The organism is Pseudomonas imrae, assembly GCF_046352735.2.
Taxonomy (GTDB): Bacteria; Pseudomonadota; Gammaproteobacteria; order Pseudomonadales; family Pseudomonadaceae; genus Aquipseudomonas; species Aquipseudomonas imrae.
In genome coordinates this window covers 232,972-252,046 of record NZ_CP110853.2, presented here as the reverse complement: position 1 = coordinate 252,046, position 19,075 = coordinate 232,972, and the positions used below count along the sequence as shown (strand labels likewise).

20 protein-coding genes and 2 pseudogenes are annotated in these 19,075 nt (G+C 59.3%); 5 read left to right on the top strand and 17 right to left on the bottom strand.

Annotation, left to right across the window (positions count from 1 at the left end; all coding sequences use genetic code 11):
• Positions 1-33: 33 nt before the first annotated feature.
• Positions 34-885 carry a LysR family transcriptional regulator gene (locus tag OQ460_RS01065; RefSeq protein ID WP_410020096.1) on the bottom strand — a complete coding sequence of 284 codons (852 nt, stop codon included), beginning with the start codon at positions 883-885 and terminating at the stop codon, positions 34-36.
• 174 nt (positions 886-1,059) lie between these two features.
• On the opposite strand from OQ460_RS01065, the gene OQ460_RS01060 reads away from it, so the two are divergent.
• Positions 1,060-2,244 (top strand): CynX/NimT family MFS transporter, encoded by a 1,185-nt coding sequence (locus tag OQ460_RS01060; RefSeq protein ID WP_410020095.1) that lies wholly within the window; start codon positions 1,060-1,062, stop codon positions 2,242-2,244.
• A 7-nt stretch (positions 2,245-2,251) separates the two neighbouring features.
• Here the strand turns inward: OQ460_RS01060 and OQ460_RS01055 are convergent.
• Positions 2,252-2,622: pseudogene (locus OQ460_RS01055) on the bottom strand (fatty acid desaturase); the annotation flags it as partial.
• Here OQ460_RS01055 and OQ460_RS01050 point away from each other — a divergent pair.
• Positions 2,622-2,788: pseudogene (locus OQ460_RS01050) on the top strand (helix-turn-helix transcriptional regulator); the annotation flags it as partial. The pseudogenes OQ460_RS01055 and OQ460_RS01050 sit on opposite strands and share 1 nt — an antisense overlap.
• A gap of 54 nt (positions 2,789-2,842) precedes the next feature.
• Here OQ460_RS01050 and OQ460_RS01045 read toward each other — a convergent pair.
• The 3 genes from OQ460_RS01045 to OQ460_RS01035 form a co-directional block, all read right to left on the bottom strand.
• Positions 2,843-3,178: a hypothetical protein gene (locus OQ460_RS01045; protein ID WP_410020094.1), complete on the bottom strand. Its 336-nt coding sequence runs from the start codon at positions 3,176-3,178 to the stop codon at positions 2,843-2,845.
• Positions 3,179-3,279: 101 nt separating this feature from the next.
• Positions 3,280-3,645: a response regulator transcription factor gene (locus tag OQ460_RS01040; RefSeq protein ID WP_410020093.1), complete on the bottom strand. Its 366-nt coding sequence runs from the start codon at positions 3,643-3,645 to the stop codon at positions 3,280-3,282.
• 36 nt (positions 3,646-3,681) lie between these two features.
• Complete coding sequence (locus OQ460_RS01035; RefSeq protein ID WP_410020092.1) at positions 3,682-4,413, bottom strand: Crp/Fnr family transcriptional regulator; 732 nt, start codon at positions 4,411-4,413, stop codon at positions 3,682-3,684.
• A gap of 83 nt (positions 4,414-4,496) precedes the next feature.
• Here OQ460_RS01035 and OQ460_RS01030 point away from each other — a divergent pair, with 83 nt between their 5' ends.
• Positions 4,497-5,030 carry a DUF962 domain-containing protein gene (locus tag OQ460_RS01030; protein WP_410020091.1) on the top strand — a complete coding sequence of 178 codons (534 nt, stop codon included), beginning with the start codon at positions 4,497-4,499 and terminating at the stop codon, positions 5,028-5,030.
• A 39-nt stretch (positions 5,031-5,069) separates the two neighbouring features.
• Here the strand turns inward: OQ460_RS01030 and OQ460_RS01025 are convergent, their stop codons facing one another.
• The 6 genes from OQ460_RS01025 to dibA form a co-directional block, all read right to left on the bottom strand.
• Complete coding sequence (locus OQ460_RS01025) at positions 5,070-6,050, bottom strand: sulfate/molybdate ABC transporter ATP-binding protein (protein ID WP_410020090.1); 981 nt, start codon at positions 6,048-6,050, stop codon at positions 5,070-5,072.
• Positions 6,051-6,053: 3 nt separating this feature from the next.
• Positions 6,054-6,926 carry a sulfate ABC transporter permease subunit CysW gene (gene cysW, locus OQ460_RS01020; protein ID WP_410020089.1) on the bottom strand — a complete coding sequence of 291 codons (873 nt, stop codon included), beginning with the start codon at positions 6,924-6,926 and terminating at the stop codon, positions 6,054-6,056.
• A gap of 13 nt (positions 6,927-6,939) precedes the next feature.
• Positions 6,940-7,758 (bottom strand): sulfate ABC transporter permease subunit CysT, encoded by an 819-nt coding sequence (gene cysT, locus OQ460_RS01015; protein ID WP_410020088.1) that lies wholly within the window; start codon positions 7,756-7,758, stop codon positions 6,940-6,942.
• Positions 7,759-7,865: 107 nt separating this feature from the next.
• A complete protein-coding gene (locus OQ460_RS01010) occupies positions 7,866-8,876 on the bottom strand; it encodes a sulfate ABC transporter substrate-binding protein (protein WP_410020087.1) in 1,011 nt (336 codons plus the stop codon).
• A 74-nt stretch (positions 8,877-8,950) separates the two neighbouring features.
• Positions 8,951-9,133, bottom strand: a complete 183-nt coding sequence (gene oscA / locus OQ460_RS01005) for a sulfur starvation response protein OscA (RefSeq protein ID WP_029299482.1) — start codon at positions 9,131-9,133, stop codon at positions 8,951-8,953.
• Between the two features lie 178 nt (positions 9,134-9,311).
• The gene (gene dibA / locus OQ460_RS01000) at positions 9,312-11,222 is read right to left on the bottom strand and encodes a phosphodiesterase DibA (protein WP_410020086.1); all 1,911 of its coding nucleotides are present in this window, start codon (positions 11,220-11,222) and stop codon (positions 9,312-9,314) included.
• Between the two features lie 165 nt (positions 11,223-11,387).
• Between dibA and desA the strand changes: the two genes are divergently transcribed.
• Complete coding sequence (gene desA, locus OQ460_RS00995; protein WP_410020085.1) at positions 11,388-12,572, top strand: delta-9 fatty acid desaturase DesA; 1,185 nt, start codon at positions 11,388-11,390, stop codon at positions 12,570-12,572.
• A gap of 210 nt (positions 12,573-12,782) precedes the next feature.
• Positions 12,783-13,793 carry a GGDEF domain-containing protein gene (locus OQ460_RS00990; protein WP_410020084.1) on the top strand — a complete coding sequence of 337 codons (1,011 nt, stop codon included), beginning with the start codon at positions 12,783-12,785 and terminating at the stop codon, positions 13,791-13,793.
• Between the two features lie 269 nt (positions 13,794-14,062).
• Here OQ460_RS00990 and gabT read toward each other — a convergent pair whose 3' ends face one another.
• The 6 genes from gabT to OQ460_RS00960 all read right to left on the bottom strand — a co-directional run bounded on the left by gabT (position 14,063) and on the right by OQ460_RS00960 (position 19,027).
• The gene (gene gabT / locus OQ460_RS00985; protein WP_410020083.1) at positions 14,063-15,343 is read right to left on the bottom strand and encodes a 4-aminobutyrate--2-oxoglutarate transaminase; all 1,281 of its coding nucleotides are present in this window, start codon (positions 15,341-15,343) and stop codon (positions 14,063-14,065) included.
• A 182-nt stretch (positions 15,344-15,525) separates the two neighbouring features.
• Positions 15,526-16,968: an NADP-dependent succinate-semialdehyde dehydrogenase gene (gene gabD / locus OQ460_RS00980; protein WP_410020082.1), complete on the bottom strand. Its 1,443-nt coding sequence runs from the start codon at positions 16,966-16,968 to the stop codon at positions 15,526-15,528.
• Between the two features lie 292 nt (positions 16,969-17,260).
• Positions 17,261-17,575, bottom strand: coding sequence for a RebB family R body protein (locus OQ460_RS00975; protein ID WP_410020081.1), 315 nt, complete (start codon positions 17,573-17,575; stop codon positions 17,261-17,263).
• Between the two features lie 51 nt (positions 17,576-17,626).
• Positions 17,627-17,941, bottom strand: coding sequence for a RebB family R body protein (locus OQ460_RS00970; protein ID WP_410020080.1), 315 nt, complete (start codon positions 17,939-17,941; stop codon positions 17,627-17,629).
• 83 nt (positions 17,942-18,024) lie between these two features.
• Positions 18,025-18,360: a hypothetical protein gene (locus OQ460_RS00965; protein WP_410020079.1), complete on the bottom strand. Its 336-nt coding sequence runs from the start codon at positions 18,358-18,360 to the stop codon at positions 18,025-18,027.
• 40 nt (positions 18,361-18,400) lie between these two features.
• Complete coding sequence (locus tag OQ460_RS00960; RefSeq protein WP_410020078.1) at positions 18,401-19,027, bottom strand: hypothetical protein; 627 nt, start codon at positions 19,025-19,027, stop codon at positions 18,401-18,403.
• Positions 19,028-19,075 lie beyond the last annotated feature (48 nt).

The following is a 19,075-nucleotide window of genomic DNA, read 5'->3' as shown; positions in this document are numbered from 1 at the left end:
AACGCCAGCGGAGGCCTCGTTCAGATACAGCGCTCAGGGTAGACCGCGCCCACATAGCTCCAGCAGTTGTTGTTGCAACGCCTGCCCTGCTGCGCCCAAGCCACTGCGTCCATACAGTGCCAATCGCACACCTTGCACCGCAGGCAGTCCGGTATCCGCGCTCAGCACGATATGCCCGGGCTGTACCACGCGCTCGGGCAACAGGCTGATACCGAGCCCGGCTGCCACCGCCGAACACACGCTCGCAAGGCTCGCACTGGAGTAGCCGATGCGCCAGCGCCAGCCACAGACTTCAAGGTGGTGGAGCATTTCATTGCGGTACAAGCCCCCTACCGGAAAAGCCACCAACGGTAATGGATCGCGCTCCAGGGCGGGCGAGTTGCGGCTATCGACCCAGCACAACGGCTCCGGCCACGAGGCCAGGCAGTCGTCACTGCTGCCCATCTGCTTGACCAGCAACACATCGAACTCGCCCGCGCGGTATTGGCGCAACAACTCCGGGCCCAGGCCACTGGTCACCTCCAGGCGCACCCGTGGGTAAGCCTCGACAAAAGCCGAGAGCAACGGCATCAAGCGTTCGGCGGCAAAGTCCTCCGGTACGCCAAGGCGCAGCACACCGTCACTGCGCTGGTTGATCAGTACGTCAGCGGCTTCCTCGTGCAGCATCAGGATCCTGCGTGCATAAGCCAACAAGCGCTCGCCCTCGGCGGTCGCCACGACCCGACGCTGATCACGGTCGAGTAATTGGCAACCGACGTTCTCTTCCAGGCGGCGAACCTGCTGGCTGACCGTGGATTGAGTCAGGTGCAGGCGTTCGGCCGCGCGGGTGAAGTTCGCGCACTCGACGACGGCGATAAAGCTGCGCAGCAACACGGGATCGAACATAAACACCACCATCGCGATTGCCACTGATTGGCATGGTTATATTTAATTTCAGAATACCTCGGTGCCTGCTCATACTTCACGTCTCGAAACCGATCATAACCATGCATCAGTTGCTACGAGAGTTGCGACTTGCGTTTGCAAAGGACGACTTTATGACTGCCAAGCAGGCCACGCATGACACTGAATAACTCACTAACCAGCAAGCTCGCCGGCTGGGGCCTGCTGATAGCGCTGGGGCTCAACCTGCGGCCCATTCTCAGTTCCATCAGCCCGCTGCTGGGCGAGATACGCCAGGCTACCGGTCTGAGCTTCCAGAGCAGCGCATTGCTCACCAGCCTGCCGGTGGTGTGCATGGGCTTGGTGGCGTTGGTCGGCATCCGTATCGAAGCCCAGCTGGGCGAGCGACGCGGCATCGCCTTGGGCCTGATGATGATTCTGCTGGCATGCCTGGCGCGCTGGCTACTGGATCAGTCCCCGGCATTGCTGGCTACGGCGTTGCTCGGCGGGGCTGGCGTGGCGCTGATCCAGGCGTTGGTGCCGGCCATGATCAAGCGTCAGTTTCATCACCGGGTACCGCTGGCGATGGGGGTTTACTCCGCATCACTGATGGGCGGCGGTGGCCTGGCGGCGCTGCTCAGCCCGTTGGTCGCCAGCCACTTCCAGCACTGGCAGGCCGGGCTTGGCGTCTGGCTGCTGCCAGCGCTCGGGGCATTGTTGCTGTGGGCCTGGCTACCGCTGGGAGCGGCAAAAAAGCCGCAGGTGCCAGGACCGCTCCAAGGCCTGCGCAACCGCCGGGCGTGGTTGCTGGCGCTGTATTTCGGCTTGGTGAACTGCGGCTACATGAGCATGGTGGCCTGGCTGCCGGCTTACTACCAGCAACTGGGTTGGGCTGTGCTGCCCAGCGGTTCACTGTTGGCATTCATGACAATTTTCCAGGTCTGCGCCGCACTGCTGATGCCCGCGCTGGCCCAACGCGGTGTCGATCGCCGACCGTTGCTAAGTATCAGCCTGCTGGCGCAGGTCGTGGGTTATCTCGGCTTGTGGCTGACACCACTGCAACAGCCACACTTATGGGTGGCGTTGATCGGTTTCGGCCTGGGTGCCTGCTTTGCCCTGAGCCTGCTGCTGACCCTCGACCACCGCCGTGACCCGCGAGAAGCCGGGCAACTGGCGGCGTTCGTGCAAGGCGTGGGCTTTTTGATCACCGCCGTATCGCCATGGATGACCGGCTGGCTGCGCGAGCTCACCGGCAGCTTTACCAGTGCCTGGGCAATGCTGACCCTTTCGGTGCTGGCGATGCTGGTGGTAACGCGGGTGTTCAGCCCGGTGACTTACCGTTACGCCGCTGTCCCCGGCTAGCGCGCATTCAGCGGGTTACCGCTTCAAGCGGATTGACCCGCCCGGTGGATGAGCTCGTGTTGCGCTCAAACCGATTGGCCCGGGCAAACGTGCCGACGTCATTGACGCGCTCCCCATCTGCGTCATCACCTCATGCGCGACTTTCGCCGTCATCTGCCGGATATAGAACGGCTCCTTGACCACAAGGTGATGAATGCCATGGGTGCTGCCGAACTTGAAGCAGAACGCCTGCGACGGCCACAGCCACCAAGGGTTGAGCACTTGGGTCTGGTGCATGTTGGAGCTGACAAAGTGTAGGCAGAAAGTGCGCAATACATTGGGCCCGATGATCACCACGGCGGCAATGTCGATCACCTGCATCATCGACAGCGTACCGGCTCAACGAGTGCCGGGAAAACCTCGCGTTGCAGCATCTGCGTGACCCGCATTGCTCGCTGTGCAGATCAGTTATCTGCTGGGGTTTGCCGATACCAGCAGCTTCAACCGCGCTTTCAAGCACTGGACCGGGATGACGCCTGGGCAGTTTCGGGAGAAACTGCCGTAACCCCATGAACGGCCTGGGGTTTGCTCCGAAGGCCTTCAACGAAAAGGCAAGGCTTCAAGTTACATTGAACTCGATGAAGGGGGTCCAATTGGAAGTTTCCCGGTTATTTCTTTGCACGCCAAACACCTCATGAGTGCCAGGGTTCATTTCAACTGAAAACTTCCAATGTCCTTGCGCATCCACGCTGGCCTGGCCGATCGGGTGTCCATCGGTCGGAATGACATAGAAAGAAACTGACCAACCCACATAACCGGTACCTTCAAAATCCACTGACTTCGCGTAAGTACCACCCGACACCGGAGTCGTAACCTCGGGAGCCGGTACTCTTGGTTCTGTTGGCTCCAGTGTTTTTTTAGTACCGGGAATATATACATCGATCTTAGATGCCATGAGCATTCACTCCTCTAATGTCAGAATTGACGATCAAAGAGTGCAATCACCAACACAGCTTATCTACTGTCAACCTTGACAGGTATATCGCCTCCAAATGGTTAATACCCACGATCACGGCGCAACACCTTCTTCACCCGCGCCACCAGCTCCCTGGGCTCGAATGGCTTGAGCAGATAGTCATCGGCATGCAGCTCCAGCCCTCGAAGGCGGTCTTCGATCCCGTTCGCGGTGGTGAGGAACAGCAACGGCGTCCGACCTTTTTGACGAATGGCCTGCTGTAGTTTCCAGGCATTGAGGCCCGGCAGCATCACGTCAAGGATCACCAGATCGTATTCGGCATTCTCGACAAACCGCTGGGCCGCCATGCCATTGGCCGCCACTTCCACGGTGTAGCCTGCTTCTTCCAGCCCTTGGGCCATACGTCGGGCCAACTGGGGCTGGTCTTCCACTAACAGCACCTGCATTTCTTACCTCTTCAAGGTTTATTGAAAACCGTCGGTTCAATTGTGCGGGGCTTGGCCAGCTTCCCTGGCCAACGTAGCCGCGTCCACGCCTGCGGCCAGCCGCAGGCGTTTGAGGTCCAGTATTTCGATTGCGCCGTAACCCAGTTCTACGATGCCTTGTTGCGCCAATGTCTTGAGCAAGGCGTTGGTGGTCTGGCGCGACAGGCCCAGCATGCCCGCCAGATCTTCCTGCGGCAGTTGCAACAGGCGCCGCGAGTGCTCTATTTCACCGTAGCCTTGGGCGATCATCAGCAACCGGTGCGCCAGTCGCGACAAGGCTGGCATCAAGCTCATCTGTTCGATATTGATCAATGACAGGCGCAGTTTGTGGCTCATCAGCAGGGCCATGTCACGCCAGTACACCGGATGGTCCTGAAGAATCCGGAGCATACTCGCCTGTGGCACCTGCAACAGCGTGCATGGCCCGACGGCCAGGGCATCGTGAGTGCGCGGCAACCCATCGAACAGGCAGATTTCGCCAAACCAGTAAGGTGTCTCCACCAGGCTGAGTACCGCTTCCTTGCCCTGGGCGTTCACCGCACTGACCCGCACCGCGCCCTCCAGCACCGCATACACGCCACAAGGCGGATCGCCGCGTTTGAACAAGCTCTGCCCCACCGTCAGCAAGCGTAACCGCGCCGCCGTCAACAGACAGGCCTGCAGTTCAGCCGGCAGGTGGCTGTACCAGTGACCGGCGGTCAGTCGTTGGTGCCATTTCTCTGCGTCCATGAACACTCCGAAGATTGTCGGCCAGTTGACAGTTCGCCTGCGTCTGACAGGGCATGATCAAACATCCTACAGGAGGAATAACAATGAAAAGCCTCGTCGACCATCTCAGTCAATACGCCGCCTACCACCGCGACCCGCGCAATATCGCCAGTCACTTTATCGGCATCCCCATGATCGTCGTAGCGGTCACCATCCTGCTGTCGCGCCCGGAATGGTCGCAGGCCGGGCTCTGGCTGTCTCCAGCAGTGTTGCTGGCGTTGTTCTCGGCCGGTTTTTACCTGCGCCTGGAACTGGCGCTGGGCGCATTGATGAGCGTGTTGATGGGCCTGTCAGTCTGGGCTGGGCACGCGCTGGCGGCGCAAAGCACGTTTGTGTGGCTCGGCAGTGGCATTGGCCTGTTTGTGTTGGGTTGGGTGATTCAGTTTGTCGGCCATTACTACGAAGGCAGAAAGCCTGCGTTTGTCGATGACGTATCCGGGCTGATCGTCGGGCCGTTGTTCGTGGTGGCAGAGCTGGCGTTTTTGCTGGGGCTGCGCCATGACCTCAAGCAGCAGATCGAGGAGCGTTCAGGGCCGGTACGTGCGCTGCACAACCCGCGCGCCGGCCACCCACGCTAGACCGCCAGCTCCCATATTGGATCGGGGCTGGTCAAAGATTCAGGCTTTTTGCCAGACCTTGGGCTTGAAGAACAAGGTCTCGCCGCGCGCCAGCCCGGCAAGGCTATCGTGGTCTTTCACCACTTCGGCTTCGATCAGCTCGCTCTGGCCTTCCACCTTCAATGTCACCCGCGTGGTTGCACCCAGTGGGCGAATATCACGCACTTGGGCAGCATGGTGATCCTCCAGCTCATGGCGCGACAGCGACACTTCGTGCGGACGGAACAACACATGCTTGTCCTCGCCCAGGTGCAGGCGGTTGGAGTCACCGAGGAAGTGATAGACGAAATCGCTGGCCGGGCTCTCGTAGACATCACCCGGAGAGCCGATCTGCTCGATCACCCCCTTGTTCATCACCACGATACGGTCGGCGACTTCCATGGCCTCTTCCTGGTCGTGGGTCACGAACACCGAGGTCAGGTTGATGTCTTCGTGCAGGCGCGCCAGCCAGCGACGCAGTTCTTTACGGACCTTGGCATCCAGTGCGCCGAACGGTTCGTCCAGCAGCAGCACTTTGGGTTCTACCGCAAGGGCGCGGGCCAGGGCGATACGCTGGCGCTGGCCGCCGGACAGTTGTTCGGGATACCGGTCGGACAACCAATCCAGTTGCACCATGTTCAGCAGCTCATGGACCTTGGTTGCGATCTGGGTTTCACTCGGGCGCTGTTTTTTCGGCTTCATGCGCAGGCCGAATGCGACGTTGTCGAACACCGTCATATGGCGAAACAGCGCGTAGTGCTGGAACACAAATCCAACGTTGCGATCACGCACATCGTGGCCGGAGACGTCTTCGCCGTGGAACACGATGTTGCCGGTGTCGGGGGTTTCCAGGCCGGCGATGATGCGCAACAAGGTAGTCTTGCCGCAGCCGGACGGGCCCAGCAGCGCTACCAGTTCACCGCTCTGGATATCCAGGCTGATGCTGTCCAGGGCCTTGAATGCGTTGAAGTTCTTACTGACGTTACGGACTTCGATCGACATGACTTATTCCTCACCGCTACTGGCGCGCAGGCGGTTGATTCGGTTCTCGCTCCACTGCTTGAGCAGCAGGATGCAGAGCGCCAGGATCAGTAACAGGCTCGCCACCGCAAACGCGGCAACGTGGTTGTATTCGTTGTAGAGAATCTCGACGTGCAGCGGCAGGGTATTGGTGACGCCGCGAATGTGCCCCGACACCACCGACACCGCGCCGAACTCACCCATGGCCCGGGCGGTACACAGCACCACGCCGTAGATCAGGCCCCATTTGATGTTCGGTACGGTGACGTGCCAGAACATCTGCCAGCCATTGGCGCCCAGCAGGCGTGCAGCCTCTTCTTCCTGGGTACCTTGCTCCTGCATCAGCGGGATCAGTTCACGGGCCACGAACGGCACGGTGACAAAGATCGTCGCCAGCACGATGCCCGGCAGGGCAAACACGATCTGGATGTCATGATCCTGCAACCACGGGCCGAAGAAGCCCTGGGCGCCGAACATCAGCACATACACCAGGCCGGCGATCACCGGCGAGACCGAAAATGGCAGGTCGATCAGGGTCACCAGCATGCTCTTGCCACGGAACGAGTACTTGCTCACACACCAGGCGGCACTGACGCCGAAGACGACGTTGAGCGGTACCGAAATCAGCACAGCAAACACCGTGAGTTTCAGCGCCGACAGCGCGTCGGGCTCGAAGATCGCGGTAAAGAACGCGCCCAGGCCCAGCTTCAGGCCCTGGGACACCACGATAAATAGCGGCAGCAACAGGAACAGCGCGAAGATCAGCCAGCCGAGGCCAATCAGGATGCGTCGAGACACCGCACTGCCACGCCGGGCAGCGTTGGCCGAGGACGCAGCGCATATAGACGATTGGGACATGTTCCGCGCCTCCCTATGGGTGTTCGATGCGCCGCTGCAACAAGTTGATCAGCAGCAGCAGGACAAAGGAAACCACCAGCATCAACACGCCGATAGCGGTCGCGCCGGTGTAGTCGTATTGGTCGAGCTTGACCATGATCAACAGCGGCAGGATCTCGGTTTTCATCGGCATGTTGCCGGCAATGAAAATCACCGAACCGTACTCACCCACGCCACGGGCAAACGCCAGGGCAAACCCGGTCAGCCAGGCGGGCAGCAATGCCGGTACGAGGATGTAGCGAAATACCTGCAAGGGCTTGGCACCGAGGCAAGCGGCGGCTTCTTCGATTTCCCGGGGGATATCGGCGAGCACCGGCTGCACCGTGCGCACCACGAACGGCAGCGTGACGAAAGTCAGCGCCAGGGTGATGCCGATCGGGGTATACGCGATCTTGAAGCCCAGGTCGGCGGCAAACTGGCCCACCAGGCCGTTCGGCGCATACAAGGCAGTAAGCGCGATCCCGGCCACGGCGGTGGGCAGGGCGAACGGCAGGTCGATCATCGCGTCGATGATCTTGCGTCCAGGGAATGTGTAGCGCACCAGCACCCAGGCCAACAGCGTGCCGATCACTCCGTTGATCAGTGCAGCGTACAGCGCGGTGCTGAAGCTCAACTTCAACGCCGCCAACACACGCGGCGCCGAGATGATGGCCCAGAACTGATCCCAGGTGAGTTGAGCGGCATGCACGAACATGGCCGCCAGCGGTATGAGCACAATCAGACTGAGATACACCAAGGTGTAGCCCAGCGTCAGCCCGAAGCCGGGTATGACGGGGGAGATACGACGCGACATAAAAGTCCTTGGTTAACAGTTAGATACCACTGCAGGAATGGGCTTGTGCGCAAGCAGCCCGCTCCCACACAAGCCCGCCTCCACATCTGCCGGGCTCCACAGGATGCTTACTGGGCAGTGTAAATCTGATCGAATACGCCACCGTCATTGAAAAATTTCGGTTGGGCAGTTTTCCAGCCGCCGAAGTCTTTGTCGATAGTTACCAGATCCAGTTTCGGGAATTGCCGGACGTATTTGGCGGCGACCGCCTCATCCCTTGGACGGTAGAAGTTCTTCGCGGCAATCTCCTGGCCTGCCGGGCTGTACAGATGCTTAAGATAGGCGTTGGCGATTTCAGTGTTGCCCTTTTTCTCGGCGTTCTTGTCGACCACGGCCACCGGCGGCTCGGCGAGAATCGACAGGGACGGTACGACAATCTCGAACTTGTCGGTGCCGCCGTCTTCCTTCAAGGCCAGGAAGGCTTCGTTTTCCCAGGCCAGCAACACGTCGCCCTGGCCGTTGTTGACGAAGGTGATGGTCGAGCCGCGAGCGCCGGTGTCAAGGATCGGCACGCGCCTGAACAGCTCCTTCACGTATTCCTGGGCCTTGGCTTCGCTGCCCCCGGCTTTCAGGCCGTAGGCCCAGGCGGCCAGGAAGTTCCAGCGCGCACCGCCGGACGTTTTCGGGTTCGGCGTGATCACCGATACATCATCCTTGATCAGGTCACCCCAGTCCTTGATGCCTTTGGGGTTGCCTTTGCGTACCAGGAACACAATGGTCGAGGTGTAGGGCGTGCTGGCCTCGGGCAGGCGGGTTTGCCAGTTTTGCGGCAGGGTCTTGCCCAGCCTGGCGATTTCGTCGATGTCACCGGCCAGGGCCAGAGTCACCACGTCGGCACGCAGGCCATCGATCACCGCCCGCCCTTGTTTGCCCGAACCGCCGTGGGATTGCTGGATCTTGACGTTGTCGCCCGGGTGCTCCTTCTTCCAGAAGCTGGCGAACTCGGCGTTGTATTCCTGATACAGCTCACGGGTCGGATCATACGAAACGTTAAGCAGCTCATAATCCTGGGCGACGGCAGAACCGGCAAACACAGCGCTGGCCAGTGCAGCCAGTGCATAACGGCGAATCGACGACATAGCAAGCTCCTGAAGTTCTTGAGTGTTGGCTTTTCTTAGATATACGGGTCCAGCAATCGAGTCGTCGATCATGCTCAGCTCGGTTTGTTGCCCGGGCTCTGTAAGCGGAATTTCTCTTTGCGTTCGATCTGCACCACTTGGGCGTTGTGAACGGTGATTTCCACTGCACCAAAACGCAGATCGCGCAAGGCACTCTGGATTTCACGCAAGATCGCTGCTTCGTCCTGGCCGTCAACGCTACGTAGAGATGCGCTCATGATCGTGCTCCTGAAATAAGAAGTGCCTCGCAGTGGCGGCACTGCTTGCGGCGTGAGAGCGATAGTAGACAAGCGCAGATATTCTTAAAAAGACTATTTAAGAATTTTTATATAACCATTGGGAATTAAAAAACACCTGCCCTCGCGATGAAAGGGCAGGCCTTACAGGCACAGGCAGTTACCGGATAGGGGGCGCCCCGTTCCAGTCAATCTCGGCGGCCGGCATTGGCCGTCCAAACCAGTAGCCTTGGCCAAGGTCGCACTGGTGTTCCAGAAGGAACCGCGCCTGTTCCTCCTGTTCGATACCTTCGGCGTGGACCTGCATGCCCATGCTCTGTGCCAGGGCAATGACCATCCGCGCAATCGCCGCATCGTCTTCGTCCCATGGCAGGCCCGCGACAAAGCCCTGGTCAATCTTCAACTTCTGTACTGGCAACCGCTTGAGGCGCAACAGCGACGAATAACCCGTGCCGAAATCATCGATGGCCAGGCTTATGCCCAGCTCCCGCAGGCGATGCAACTGTTCAAGCGCGCTTTCCGGATCATCCATCACTGCGCTTTCGGTGACCTCCAGCTCCAGCTTCGCTGGGTCCAGCCCAGTGTCGTGCAGCACTCTGGCCACCTGCCCGTAGAGTTCCTGGCGGGCAAACAGGCGACTGGAAATATTCACCGCCAAAAACGCCAGGCCCTTGCCTTCTGCGAGCCACCGGCACATCTGGCGACAGGCCTGATCCATGACCCAGGCATCAATATCGGCAATCAACCCGGTGCGTTCGGCAATCGGGATAAATTCCGCAGGAGGCACCAGGCCGCGCTCCGGGTGCTGCCAGCGGACCAGCGCTTCAAGCCCAACCAGGCGGCTGGTCTGCAGGTCATGCACCGGCTGGTAATAGACGCGCAGTTCTTGCTGGTCGAGGGCGCGGCGCAGCTCATTGGCGATTTCGATACGGTTCTGGGCGTGGGCCGTGAGCTCCTCGGTATACAACGCATAGCTTTCGCGCCCGGTACTCTTGGCCTTGAACAGTGCCGAATCAGCGTTACGCAGAAGCTGTTCGGCACTCAAGGCATCGCTGGGGAACAGGCTGATGCCAATGCTCGCACTGATAAACAGTTGGTGGCCGTCGAACACGAACGGTTCTTTCATGCTGTCGATAATTTGCTGTGCCATGGCGGCGGCCTGCACCACCTGTGGACAACTTTCCGCCAGCACCGCGAACTCATCACCCCCCAGGCGCGCCAGGGTCACGCCGCGACCGAACAGGCCTTGCAGCCGCTCGCCCACCACCTTGAGCAACTGGTCCCCGACATTGTGGCCAAGGCTGTCGTTGACGATCTTGAAGTGGTCAAGGTCCAGAAGCAGCAGGGCACAGCCACGCTTGTGGATCTGCGCCGAAGCCAGCGCTTGCTCGGCGCGATCGGTGAACAACAGGCGATTGGGCAGATTGGTAAGCGGATCATGATGGGCCAGGTGGGACAGTTCGTGCTCGGAATGCTTGATCGCGCTGATGTCCGAGAACACCGCGACGTAGTGAGTGACTTGGCCCTGGTCATCCTTGATGACACGGATGGTCTGCCACTGCGGGTAGATTTCCCCGCTTTTGCGCCGGTTCCAGATTTCCCCGCTCCATTCGTCGCTGCGCTCCAGGCACTCGAACATTTTCAGGTAGAAGCTCGCCGAGTGGCGACCCGACTTGAATAGACTGGGTCGGCATCCCAGCACGTCTTCACGACGATATCCGGTGATTTCGATAAAGGCTCGGTTAACGTGAACTATCAGCCCCTGGACATCGGTAACCAACACCCCTTCACGAGTGCAATCGAACACGGCTGCCGCCTGGCGAAGGCGGTCACGGCTGTCCTGCAAAGGCTGCTGGACCAGGCTGACACGGGCAAAACGGGCACATAGAAGAAAAATCACCACGGCACTGAGGCTGACCCACACATATCCACGCACCACCTGCCAGTGAATCAACTCCATCGGCTCATCGAAAATGTTGGTCAACAATTGCTGGCTGAGCTGGATCCATACAATGGACACCAGTAGATACACCAGCCCTATGCGCACGGCACTTCGGTACGAAAACAGCATACGGTTAGTAATCCTTACCAAAAAACCAATTCACCCTATAAAGACTGCGGATTATAGAATAAGAAACATCCAGCCACTCTTATCTGAACAGGTGGCTGGTTTTATCTGCGGGCTTAGTGATAATGCGTAAGCTGTTTTTTTATCTATCTGAGGGCCATACAGCCTATGTGGTACAACGGTTTTCTTGACTTGTCGGCCTGGCAATTGGTGGCAGTCACCCTGTTGATGACCCACGTGACCATTGTCGGGGTCACGGTTTATCTGCATCGCTATTCGGCCCACCGCTCCCTGGAGCTCAATGCTGGCCTGAAACATTTCTTCCGCTTCTGGCTGTGGCTGACCACGGCGCAGAACACCCGCGAGTGGACGGCTATCCACCGCAAGCACCACGCCAAGTGCGAAACCGTCGACGACCCGCACAGCCCGGTCATCAAGGGCCTGTCCACGGTCCTGCGCAAAGGCGCAGAGCTGTACCGCGCTGAAGCAGAAAACCCCGAGACCCTGCGTATCTACGGCAAGAACTGCCCGGACGACTGGGTCGAACGCAAGCTCTACACGCGTTACCCGCTGCTCGGCGTAGCGCTCATGGGGGTTATCGACGTGCTGCTGTTCGGCACCATCGGCATCACCATCTGGGCGATCCAGATGATGTGGATCCCGTTCTGGGCCGCCGGCGTGATCAACGGCCTGGGCCATGCCATTGGCTATCGCAACTTCGAGTGCCGTGACGCGGCGACCAACCTGGTGCCATGGGGCATCATCGTCGGTGGCGAAGAGCTGCATAACAACCACCACACCTACCCCAACTCCGCCAAGCTGTCGGTGAAGAAATGGGAGTTCGACCTGGGCTGGGCCTGGATCCAGGTGTTCAGCTTCCTGCGCCTGGCCAAGGTCCAGCGGGTCGCCCCTATCGCCCATCGGGTCGAAGGCAAGGGTCACCTGGACATGGACACTGCCATGGCGATCCTCAACAACCGCTTCCAGATCATGGCCCAGTACCGAAAGCTGGTGATTGCACCGTTGGTCAAGCAGGAGCTGGAAAAGGTCGATCATTCGGTCCGCCACCAGTTCCACCGTGCCAAGCGCCTGTTGTCCCGGGAAACCAGCCTGCTGGATGAGCGCCACCATGTACGCATCCAGAGCATGCTGGAACATAGCCATGCCTTGAAGGTGATCTACGAAAAGCGCCTGGCGCTGCAACAGATCTGGCTCAAGACCAGCACCAATGGCCATGACATGCTGGCCGCGATCAAGGAATGGGTTCACGAGGCCGAGGCCAGCGGGATTCAGTCCCTGCGCGACTTTGCCCACCAGTTGAAAACCTACTCGTTGCGCCCGGCAAACGCCTGACCCCCTAGGCGCGAGGGGGGTGCCTAGCCTCCCTCGCGCCTAAAGTCCGTTTTTTGGCGTCATTACACAGTCACCGAATATTGCCTCTCAATCGCGACCGATAACGGAACTTAGCTGCAATTCCCCTTTCTCAAACAACACTCGCCATCCTGGCGGACCTGGTTTTGGCTGTCGCCCTACCCTGCGACATGCTCACAGAGAGTTGTTCTGATGGTCCACGAAACGGACTCCCCGACACCGCCCTGCGCGCCTTTTGAAACGGACACCTCAAGACCTGCTGCCGCCGCAACCTTGCTCGCGTTGATGCACGCCCAGGGTGAAGTAGAGCGCCTGAGCGAGCGTGAACAACTGCTCAGCTCGTTGCTGGTCAGCGTCAACGCTGTGTTGTGGGCCATCGAGTGGGAGACCCGTCGCGTACTTTATGTGAGCCCGGCCTACGAACGGATTTTCGGTCGCGCCGCGGGCCAATTGCTGGTTGATCACCACCAATGGCACGACAGCATTCACCCCGAAGACCAGGAATATGCCGAACACAGCCTGGCCCAAGTGCTGGAACTGGGCGCGGTAGAAGATCGTCAATATCGCATCATCACCGCCGACGGGCAGACCCGTTGGCTCAGTGATAAATGCTTCATCAATCAGCACACCACTCCCCAACAGAAGGTAATTGTCGTCGGCATCGCGCAGGACATCACCGAAAAAAAGCAGCTGGAACTTGAGCTGCAGCGCCTGGCCACCACCGATGTACTGACCCGCAGCAGCAATCGCCGACACTTCTTCGAATGCGCACACCGCGAATTTGAGCGCGCCTGTACACAAAGCGTGCCCCTGGCCTTCCTGATTCTGGACATCGATGACTTCAAGGCCATCAACGATACCTATGGCCATCTGGAGGGCGATCAGGTACTGCTGCGCATCGCCGAGGTCGGTCGAGGGGTTTTGCGTCGCGGTGACCTGTTCGGGCGTATTGGCGGCGAAGAGTTTGCCGCTGTACTGCCCGGCTGCGCACCGGAAATGGCCTTACAGGTCACACAGCGCCTGGGCCGCGAGATCCAGCAACTGCGCTTCGGCCATGAAGACCAGGCCTATACAGTGACCGTAAGCCTTGGCCTGGCCAGCCTCACCACCGCGGACCCGACCTTGGATGGCCTGTTCGCCAGGGCCGACGCGGCAATGTATGAAGCCAAGCGCCAAGGCAAGAACCGGGTAGTGGCAGTCTGAAAAGAACGCAAATCCTACAAGCGAAGCAAAAGCAGTGTGGGAGTTGTCTTGCCCTGCAAGGCTGCGATGGCGACGGTACTGCAAACATTGATGTTGCCTGAGCCACCGCGATCGCAGCCTCGCTAAAGCTCGACAGCCCCCACATTTGATTTCGCCATCTTGGGCAAGCTGGCGTCTGTTTGGGGCACACCCCGGAACCACGATGCAGGCTGGGGTACTTTTGATTTGAGGAGCGAGCCAGCTCGCTCCTCTATATGGTGATGAAGCGATTACAGCTCGGCGAAGCACTCTTCGATGATCGCCAGGCCTTTGTCCAACTGCTCATCCGGCGAGGTCAGCGGGACCAGCACACGCAAGACGTTGCCGTAGGTGCCGCAGGACAGCAGGATCAGGCCCTTGTCACGCGCCTTGGCGACCACCGAGGCCACGGCAGCCGCGTTTGGCTTGTGGCTGTCGCCGTCTTCGAACAATTCGACCGCGATCATCGCGCCCAGGGCACGTACTTCACCGATAACCGGGTACTTGGCCTGGATTGCCTTGAGCCCCGTGACCAAACGCTCACCAACGGCCTTGCAACGGTCCAGCAAGTGCTCCTCTTCGAACACCTCCATTACCGCCAGAGCAGCAGCGCAAGCGATCGGGCTACCGGCGTAGGTGCCGCCCAGGCCGCCTGGAGCAATGGCGTCCATGTATTCGGCCTTGCCGCACACACCCGCCAGCGGGAAGCCGCCTGCAATGGACTTGGCGAAGGTGGTCAGGTCGGCGGCGACGCCCATCTGTTCCATGGCGAAGAAAGTACCGGTACGGCCGGCACCGGTTTGTACTTCATCGGCGATCAGCAGGATGCCGTGCTTGTCGCACAGTTCGCGCAGGCGCTTCATGAAGGCTTTTGGCGCGACGTAGAAACCGCCCTCACCCTGGACCGGCTCGATGATGATGGCAGCGATATCACGCGGCTCGGCATCGTTCTTGAAGATGCGCTCGATGCTGGCGATGGAGTCGTCGATGCTCACACCGTGCAGCTCGTTGGGGTACAGCGCGCGGAACACGCCGCCTGGCATCAGGCCCATACCGGCCGAATACGGCACGACTTTACCGGTCAGGCCCAAGGTCATCATGGTGCGACCATGGTAAGCACCGGTGAAGGCAATTACGCCGGCACGGCCAGTCGCGGCGCGAGCGATTTTCACTGCGTTTTCAACGGCTTCGGAACCGGTGGTGACCAGCAGGGTTTTCTTGGCGAAATCCCCCGGCACCTTGGTGTTCACTTTCTCGCACAATTCCACATAAGGCTCGTAGGCCAGGACCTGGAAGCAAGTGTGGGTCAGCTTGTTCAACTGCTCGGTCACGGCCGCGATGATTTTCGGGTGCAGGTGCCCGGTGTTCAGCACGGCGATCCCGCCGGCAAAATCGATGAACTCGCGACCTTCAACGTCGGTCACGGTGGCATTTTTTGCCGACTCGGCAAAGATCGGGTGGATCTGGCCAACACCACGCGGTACAGCGGCTTCGCGGCGTTTCATCAGGGAAGCGTTGGTCTTGTTGCTCATAAAGTCCTCATTCGCCGCTCATCGGGCGGCGTGGTCCAAGGATTATGTAGCGGGGAGGTAACTACGGCAGCATGCGATGATCGACTGCCACAGCTTTCCCGGCCACTGCGAATTACGGTGTGAAACACGCAAAGGGTCAGCGCTCTCGTGCCCTCTGCGTTTGCAGCAATGCCTAGCCGGGCTTAGATGCCCAGGCAGAGATATTTGATTTCCAGGTAATCCTCAATCCCGTACTTGGAGCCTTCACGGCCCAGGCCCGAGGCCTTGATGCCGCCGAACGGCGCCACTTCGTTGGAAATCAACCCGGTGTTGACGCCGACCATGCCGTATTCCAGGGCTTCAGCCACACGGAACACGCGCCCCAGGTCGCGGGCATAGAAGTATGAGGCCAGGCCGAACTCGGTGTCGTTGGACATGGCGATCACTTCGGCCTCGTCTTTGAAACGGAACAATGGCGCCAACGGACCGAAAGTTTCTTCCTTGGCCACCGCCGCATCTTTCGGCACGTTAACCAGGATAGTCGGCTCGAAGAAGTTGCCTTCCATCACCTTGCCGCCCGCCAACAGGGTAGCGCCTTTGCTCAAGGCATCGGCGATGTGCTCCTGGACCTTGGCCACGGCTTTTTCGTCGATCAGGGGGCCGGTGGTGGTGCCTTCCTCCAGGCCGTTGCCGATCTTGAGCTTGGCCACCGCCACTTTGAGTTTCTCGGCGAACGCGTCGTACACCGAATCCTGGATATACAGGCGGTTGGCACAGACACAGGTCTGACCGTTGTTGCGGTACTTGGAGGTGATCGCGCCTTCGACAGCCTTATCCAGGTCCGCGTCGTCGAACACGATGAACGGTGCGTTACCACCCAGTTCCAGGGAAACCTTCTTGATGTCCTTGGCGCACTCAGCCATCAACTGGCGACCGATTTCGGTCGAGCCGGTGAACGACAGTTTGCGTACGGTCGGGTTGCTGGTCAGCTCGCCACCAATGTCGCCGGCGCTGCCGGTGACCACGCTCAACACACCTTTCGGGATGCCGGCACGGTGCGCCAGTTCAACCAGGGCCAGGGCCGAGAATGGAGTTTGCGAAGCCGGCTTGATCACCATGGTGCAACCGGCGGCCAGGGCCGGGCCGGCTTTACGGGTGATCATCGCTGCCGGGAAGTTCCACGGCGTAATTGCAGCGGTCACGCCGATCGGCTGCTTGATCACGATCAGGCGCTTGTCGGGCTGATGGCCGGGAATCACGTCACCGTAGATGCGCTTGGCTTCTTCGGCGAACCACTCGATAAAGGAGGCGGCGTAGACGATTTCGCCCTTGGCTTCAGCCAGCGGCTTACCTTGCTCCAGAGTCATCAGGCGACCGAGATCGTCCTGGTTTTCGATCAGCAGTTCAAACCAGCGGCGCAACTTGTTGGCGCGCTCCTTGGCGGTCAGCGCACGCCAGGCTGGCAGGGCCTTGTCGGCCGCCTCGATGGCTCGGCGGGTTTCGGCGGCGCCCATCTTCGGCACAGTGCCCAGGATTTCGCCAGTCGCCGGGTTGTTGACCTTGATGGTTTGGCCGTTGTCGGCATCTACCCAAGCGCCATCGATAAAGGCTTGCTGGCGGAACAACTGGGTGTCTTTAAGCTGCATGTCGGCTTTCCTTAACAGCACCGCGCGCGCGCGGGGCGAATTAGAGTTGTTGAAAGGCGCCTTTTGGGCTGCCGTCAGGGAAATCAGTCACTGGGCGCCAACAAATGGATAGCGCACGGAAGACAGAGCGTTTGAAATCTCAAACGAATCCTAGGATCAATGGGGGTACAGGGCAATAGGATGTTCGAAAAAAAGAACGTAAACGGCGCATTTGTCCAATCTTTCAGATCAAACGTACAAACGACAACACCCCCGTCGCCTGACAGGCGACGGGGGTGTCGGGTCTTGCTGCTTATGGCTGGAACGACTTGAGAACGGTCAACAGACTGGTCAGGTTGTCGGCCACGCCGCCCTGGGCGACTTTTTCAGTCGCAGCAGCACCAGCGGTGGTATCGACACTGTAGATCTGCATCACGCCCTGGTTAGTCGCGGCCTGGGCCAAGGTGTTTTGCTGCTGTTGGGCAGAGACCGAGTTCTGGAACAGAATCGCGGTGGCCTGGCCCATGGACTGGTAGATGGTGCTCATGGCCATGGCCGGCGATTCGGCAACGACCTTGACGTTGGTCTGTGTGACGGCATCGGTGATTTGCGGGCTGACTGTACTCATGGTTGAAACTCCTGATTATAGAAAGAACAACATCCGTTAGTGCTCAGCCCATCAAGGCTGGAACGACTTGAGCACGCTCAACAGGCTGGTGAGGTTATCCGACACACCGCCCTGGGCGACTTTCTCGGTGGCGGCGGCGCCAGCGGTGGTGTCGACGCTGTAGATCTGCATCACGCCCTGGTTGGTAGCCGCCTGGGCCAGGGTGTTTTGCTGTTGTTGGGCCGAAACAGCGTTCTGGAACAGAATCGCCGTGGCCTGGGCCATGGATTGATAGATGGTGCTCATCGCCATGGCTGGCGATTCGGCCACCACTTTGACGTTGGTCTGGGTGACCGCGTCGGTAATTTGCTCGTTGACTAATGGCATGATCAATTTCCTTATTTAGGACACGGAGCATTCCGTGTTCATGAAAGAACGTTGCGAAACAGAGGCTGTGAAGCGTGGGTGATTCAAGATTTCGTCGCGGGGTCCAGAGCCGCTTCAATCTGCGCGATCAAGCCTTGGATCAGTGCCTGCACTTCCTTGCGCTTGAGTTCCATCTGCGCATCGGTGTCCGCGGCCGTGCCGCTCAATAATTGGCGGACCGCGGATTCGCGCTGCTCGGCGGCGGTTCTTAGCGCCTGCTCGTTGGCCTTGGATTGCTCAAGCACCTGGGTGGCACGCTTGAGGGTCTCGTCGACGATGGCCTGTGGCGTACCAGCAAAAATCTGCGGGTTGCGAATCATCGCCTCAAGCCGTTGGCGATCAACGCTGGACAGGATCGGCGCTTGCAGTGGGGGAACCATCTTGACCTCCTGGGGCGATACCTCGCCGGCGACAGCGCCGCTAAAGCCGCACCTCAACGTTGTCCTGCCAGAACCCCGCAAAGTAGAAGTACGGCGAGGAATCACAGTAGGTCGCCAACTCCGCAGGCGTAATCGCACTCGGTTGACGATTGAAAATGGCAGGAGGTGGCGGCACCAGGTTGGCCTCGTTATAGAGGTTGCCCACCTCATAACAATTGGCGGCGAACTGTGAGCAAAAGGAGCCGTCGCCAATCGCCACCGACTCGTTGATTCGCTCCAACAAACTGGTATCGGAATCCCAGCGCCTGAACACCGAAATCATTGCGTTCCACACGCTGTAGCGGCCATTGATATCGCTGCTGAGCTTATCGAAATAGAACTGCTTGGCTGCCACCGTCGCAGCCTCGCCCAGATCACTGCTCACACAGGAAAAGACCATCGCGGCACGTGGTGGTTTTTCGAGTGTCAGGTCAGTCAGGGCCAGGCCACTGCCGACACTTTCAATTACCATCGTGTCGCTCACCGCAATCGCCGGATGCACCACGTTCAGATACGTCGTGTCCTGCGAAAACACTTTGGCCTTGACCAATTGGCCCGCGCGAATAAACGCTCGGGTAGCGCTATCGTCTTCTTGCTTCACCGAAAAAATGATATCTCCAGGCTGCATGATGTCGCTCCTCACTTAAGAAAAGTTACTTGCACATTGCTGTTGCAC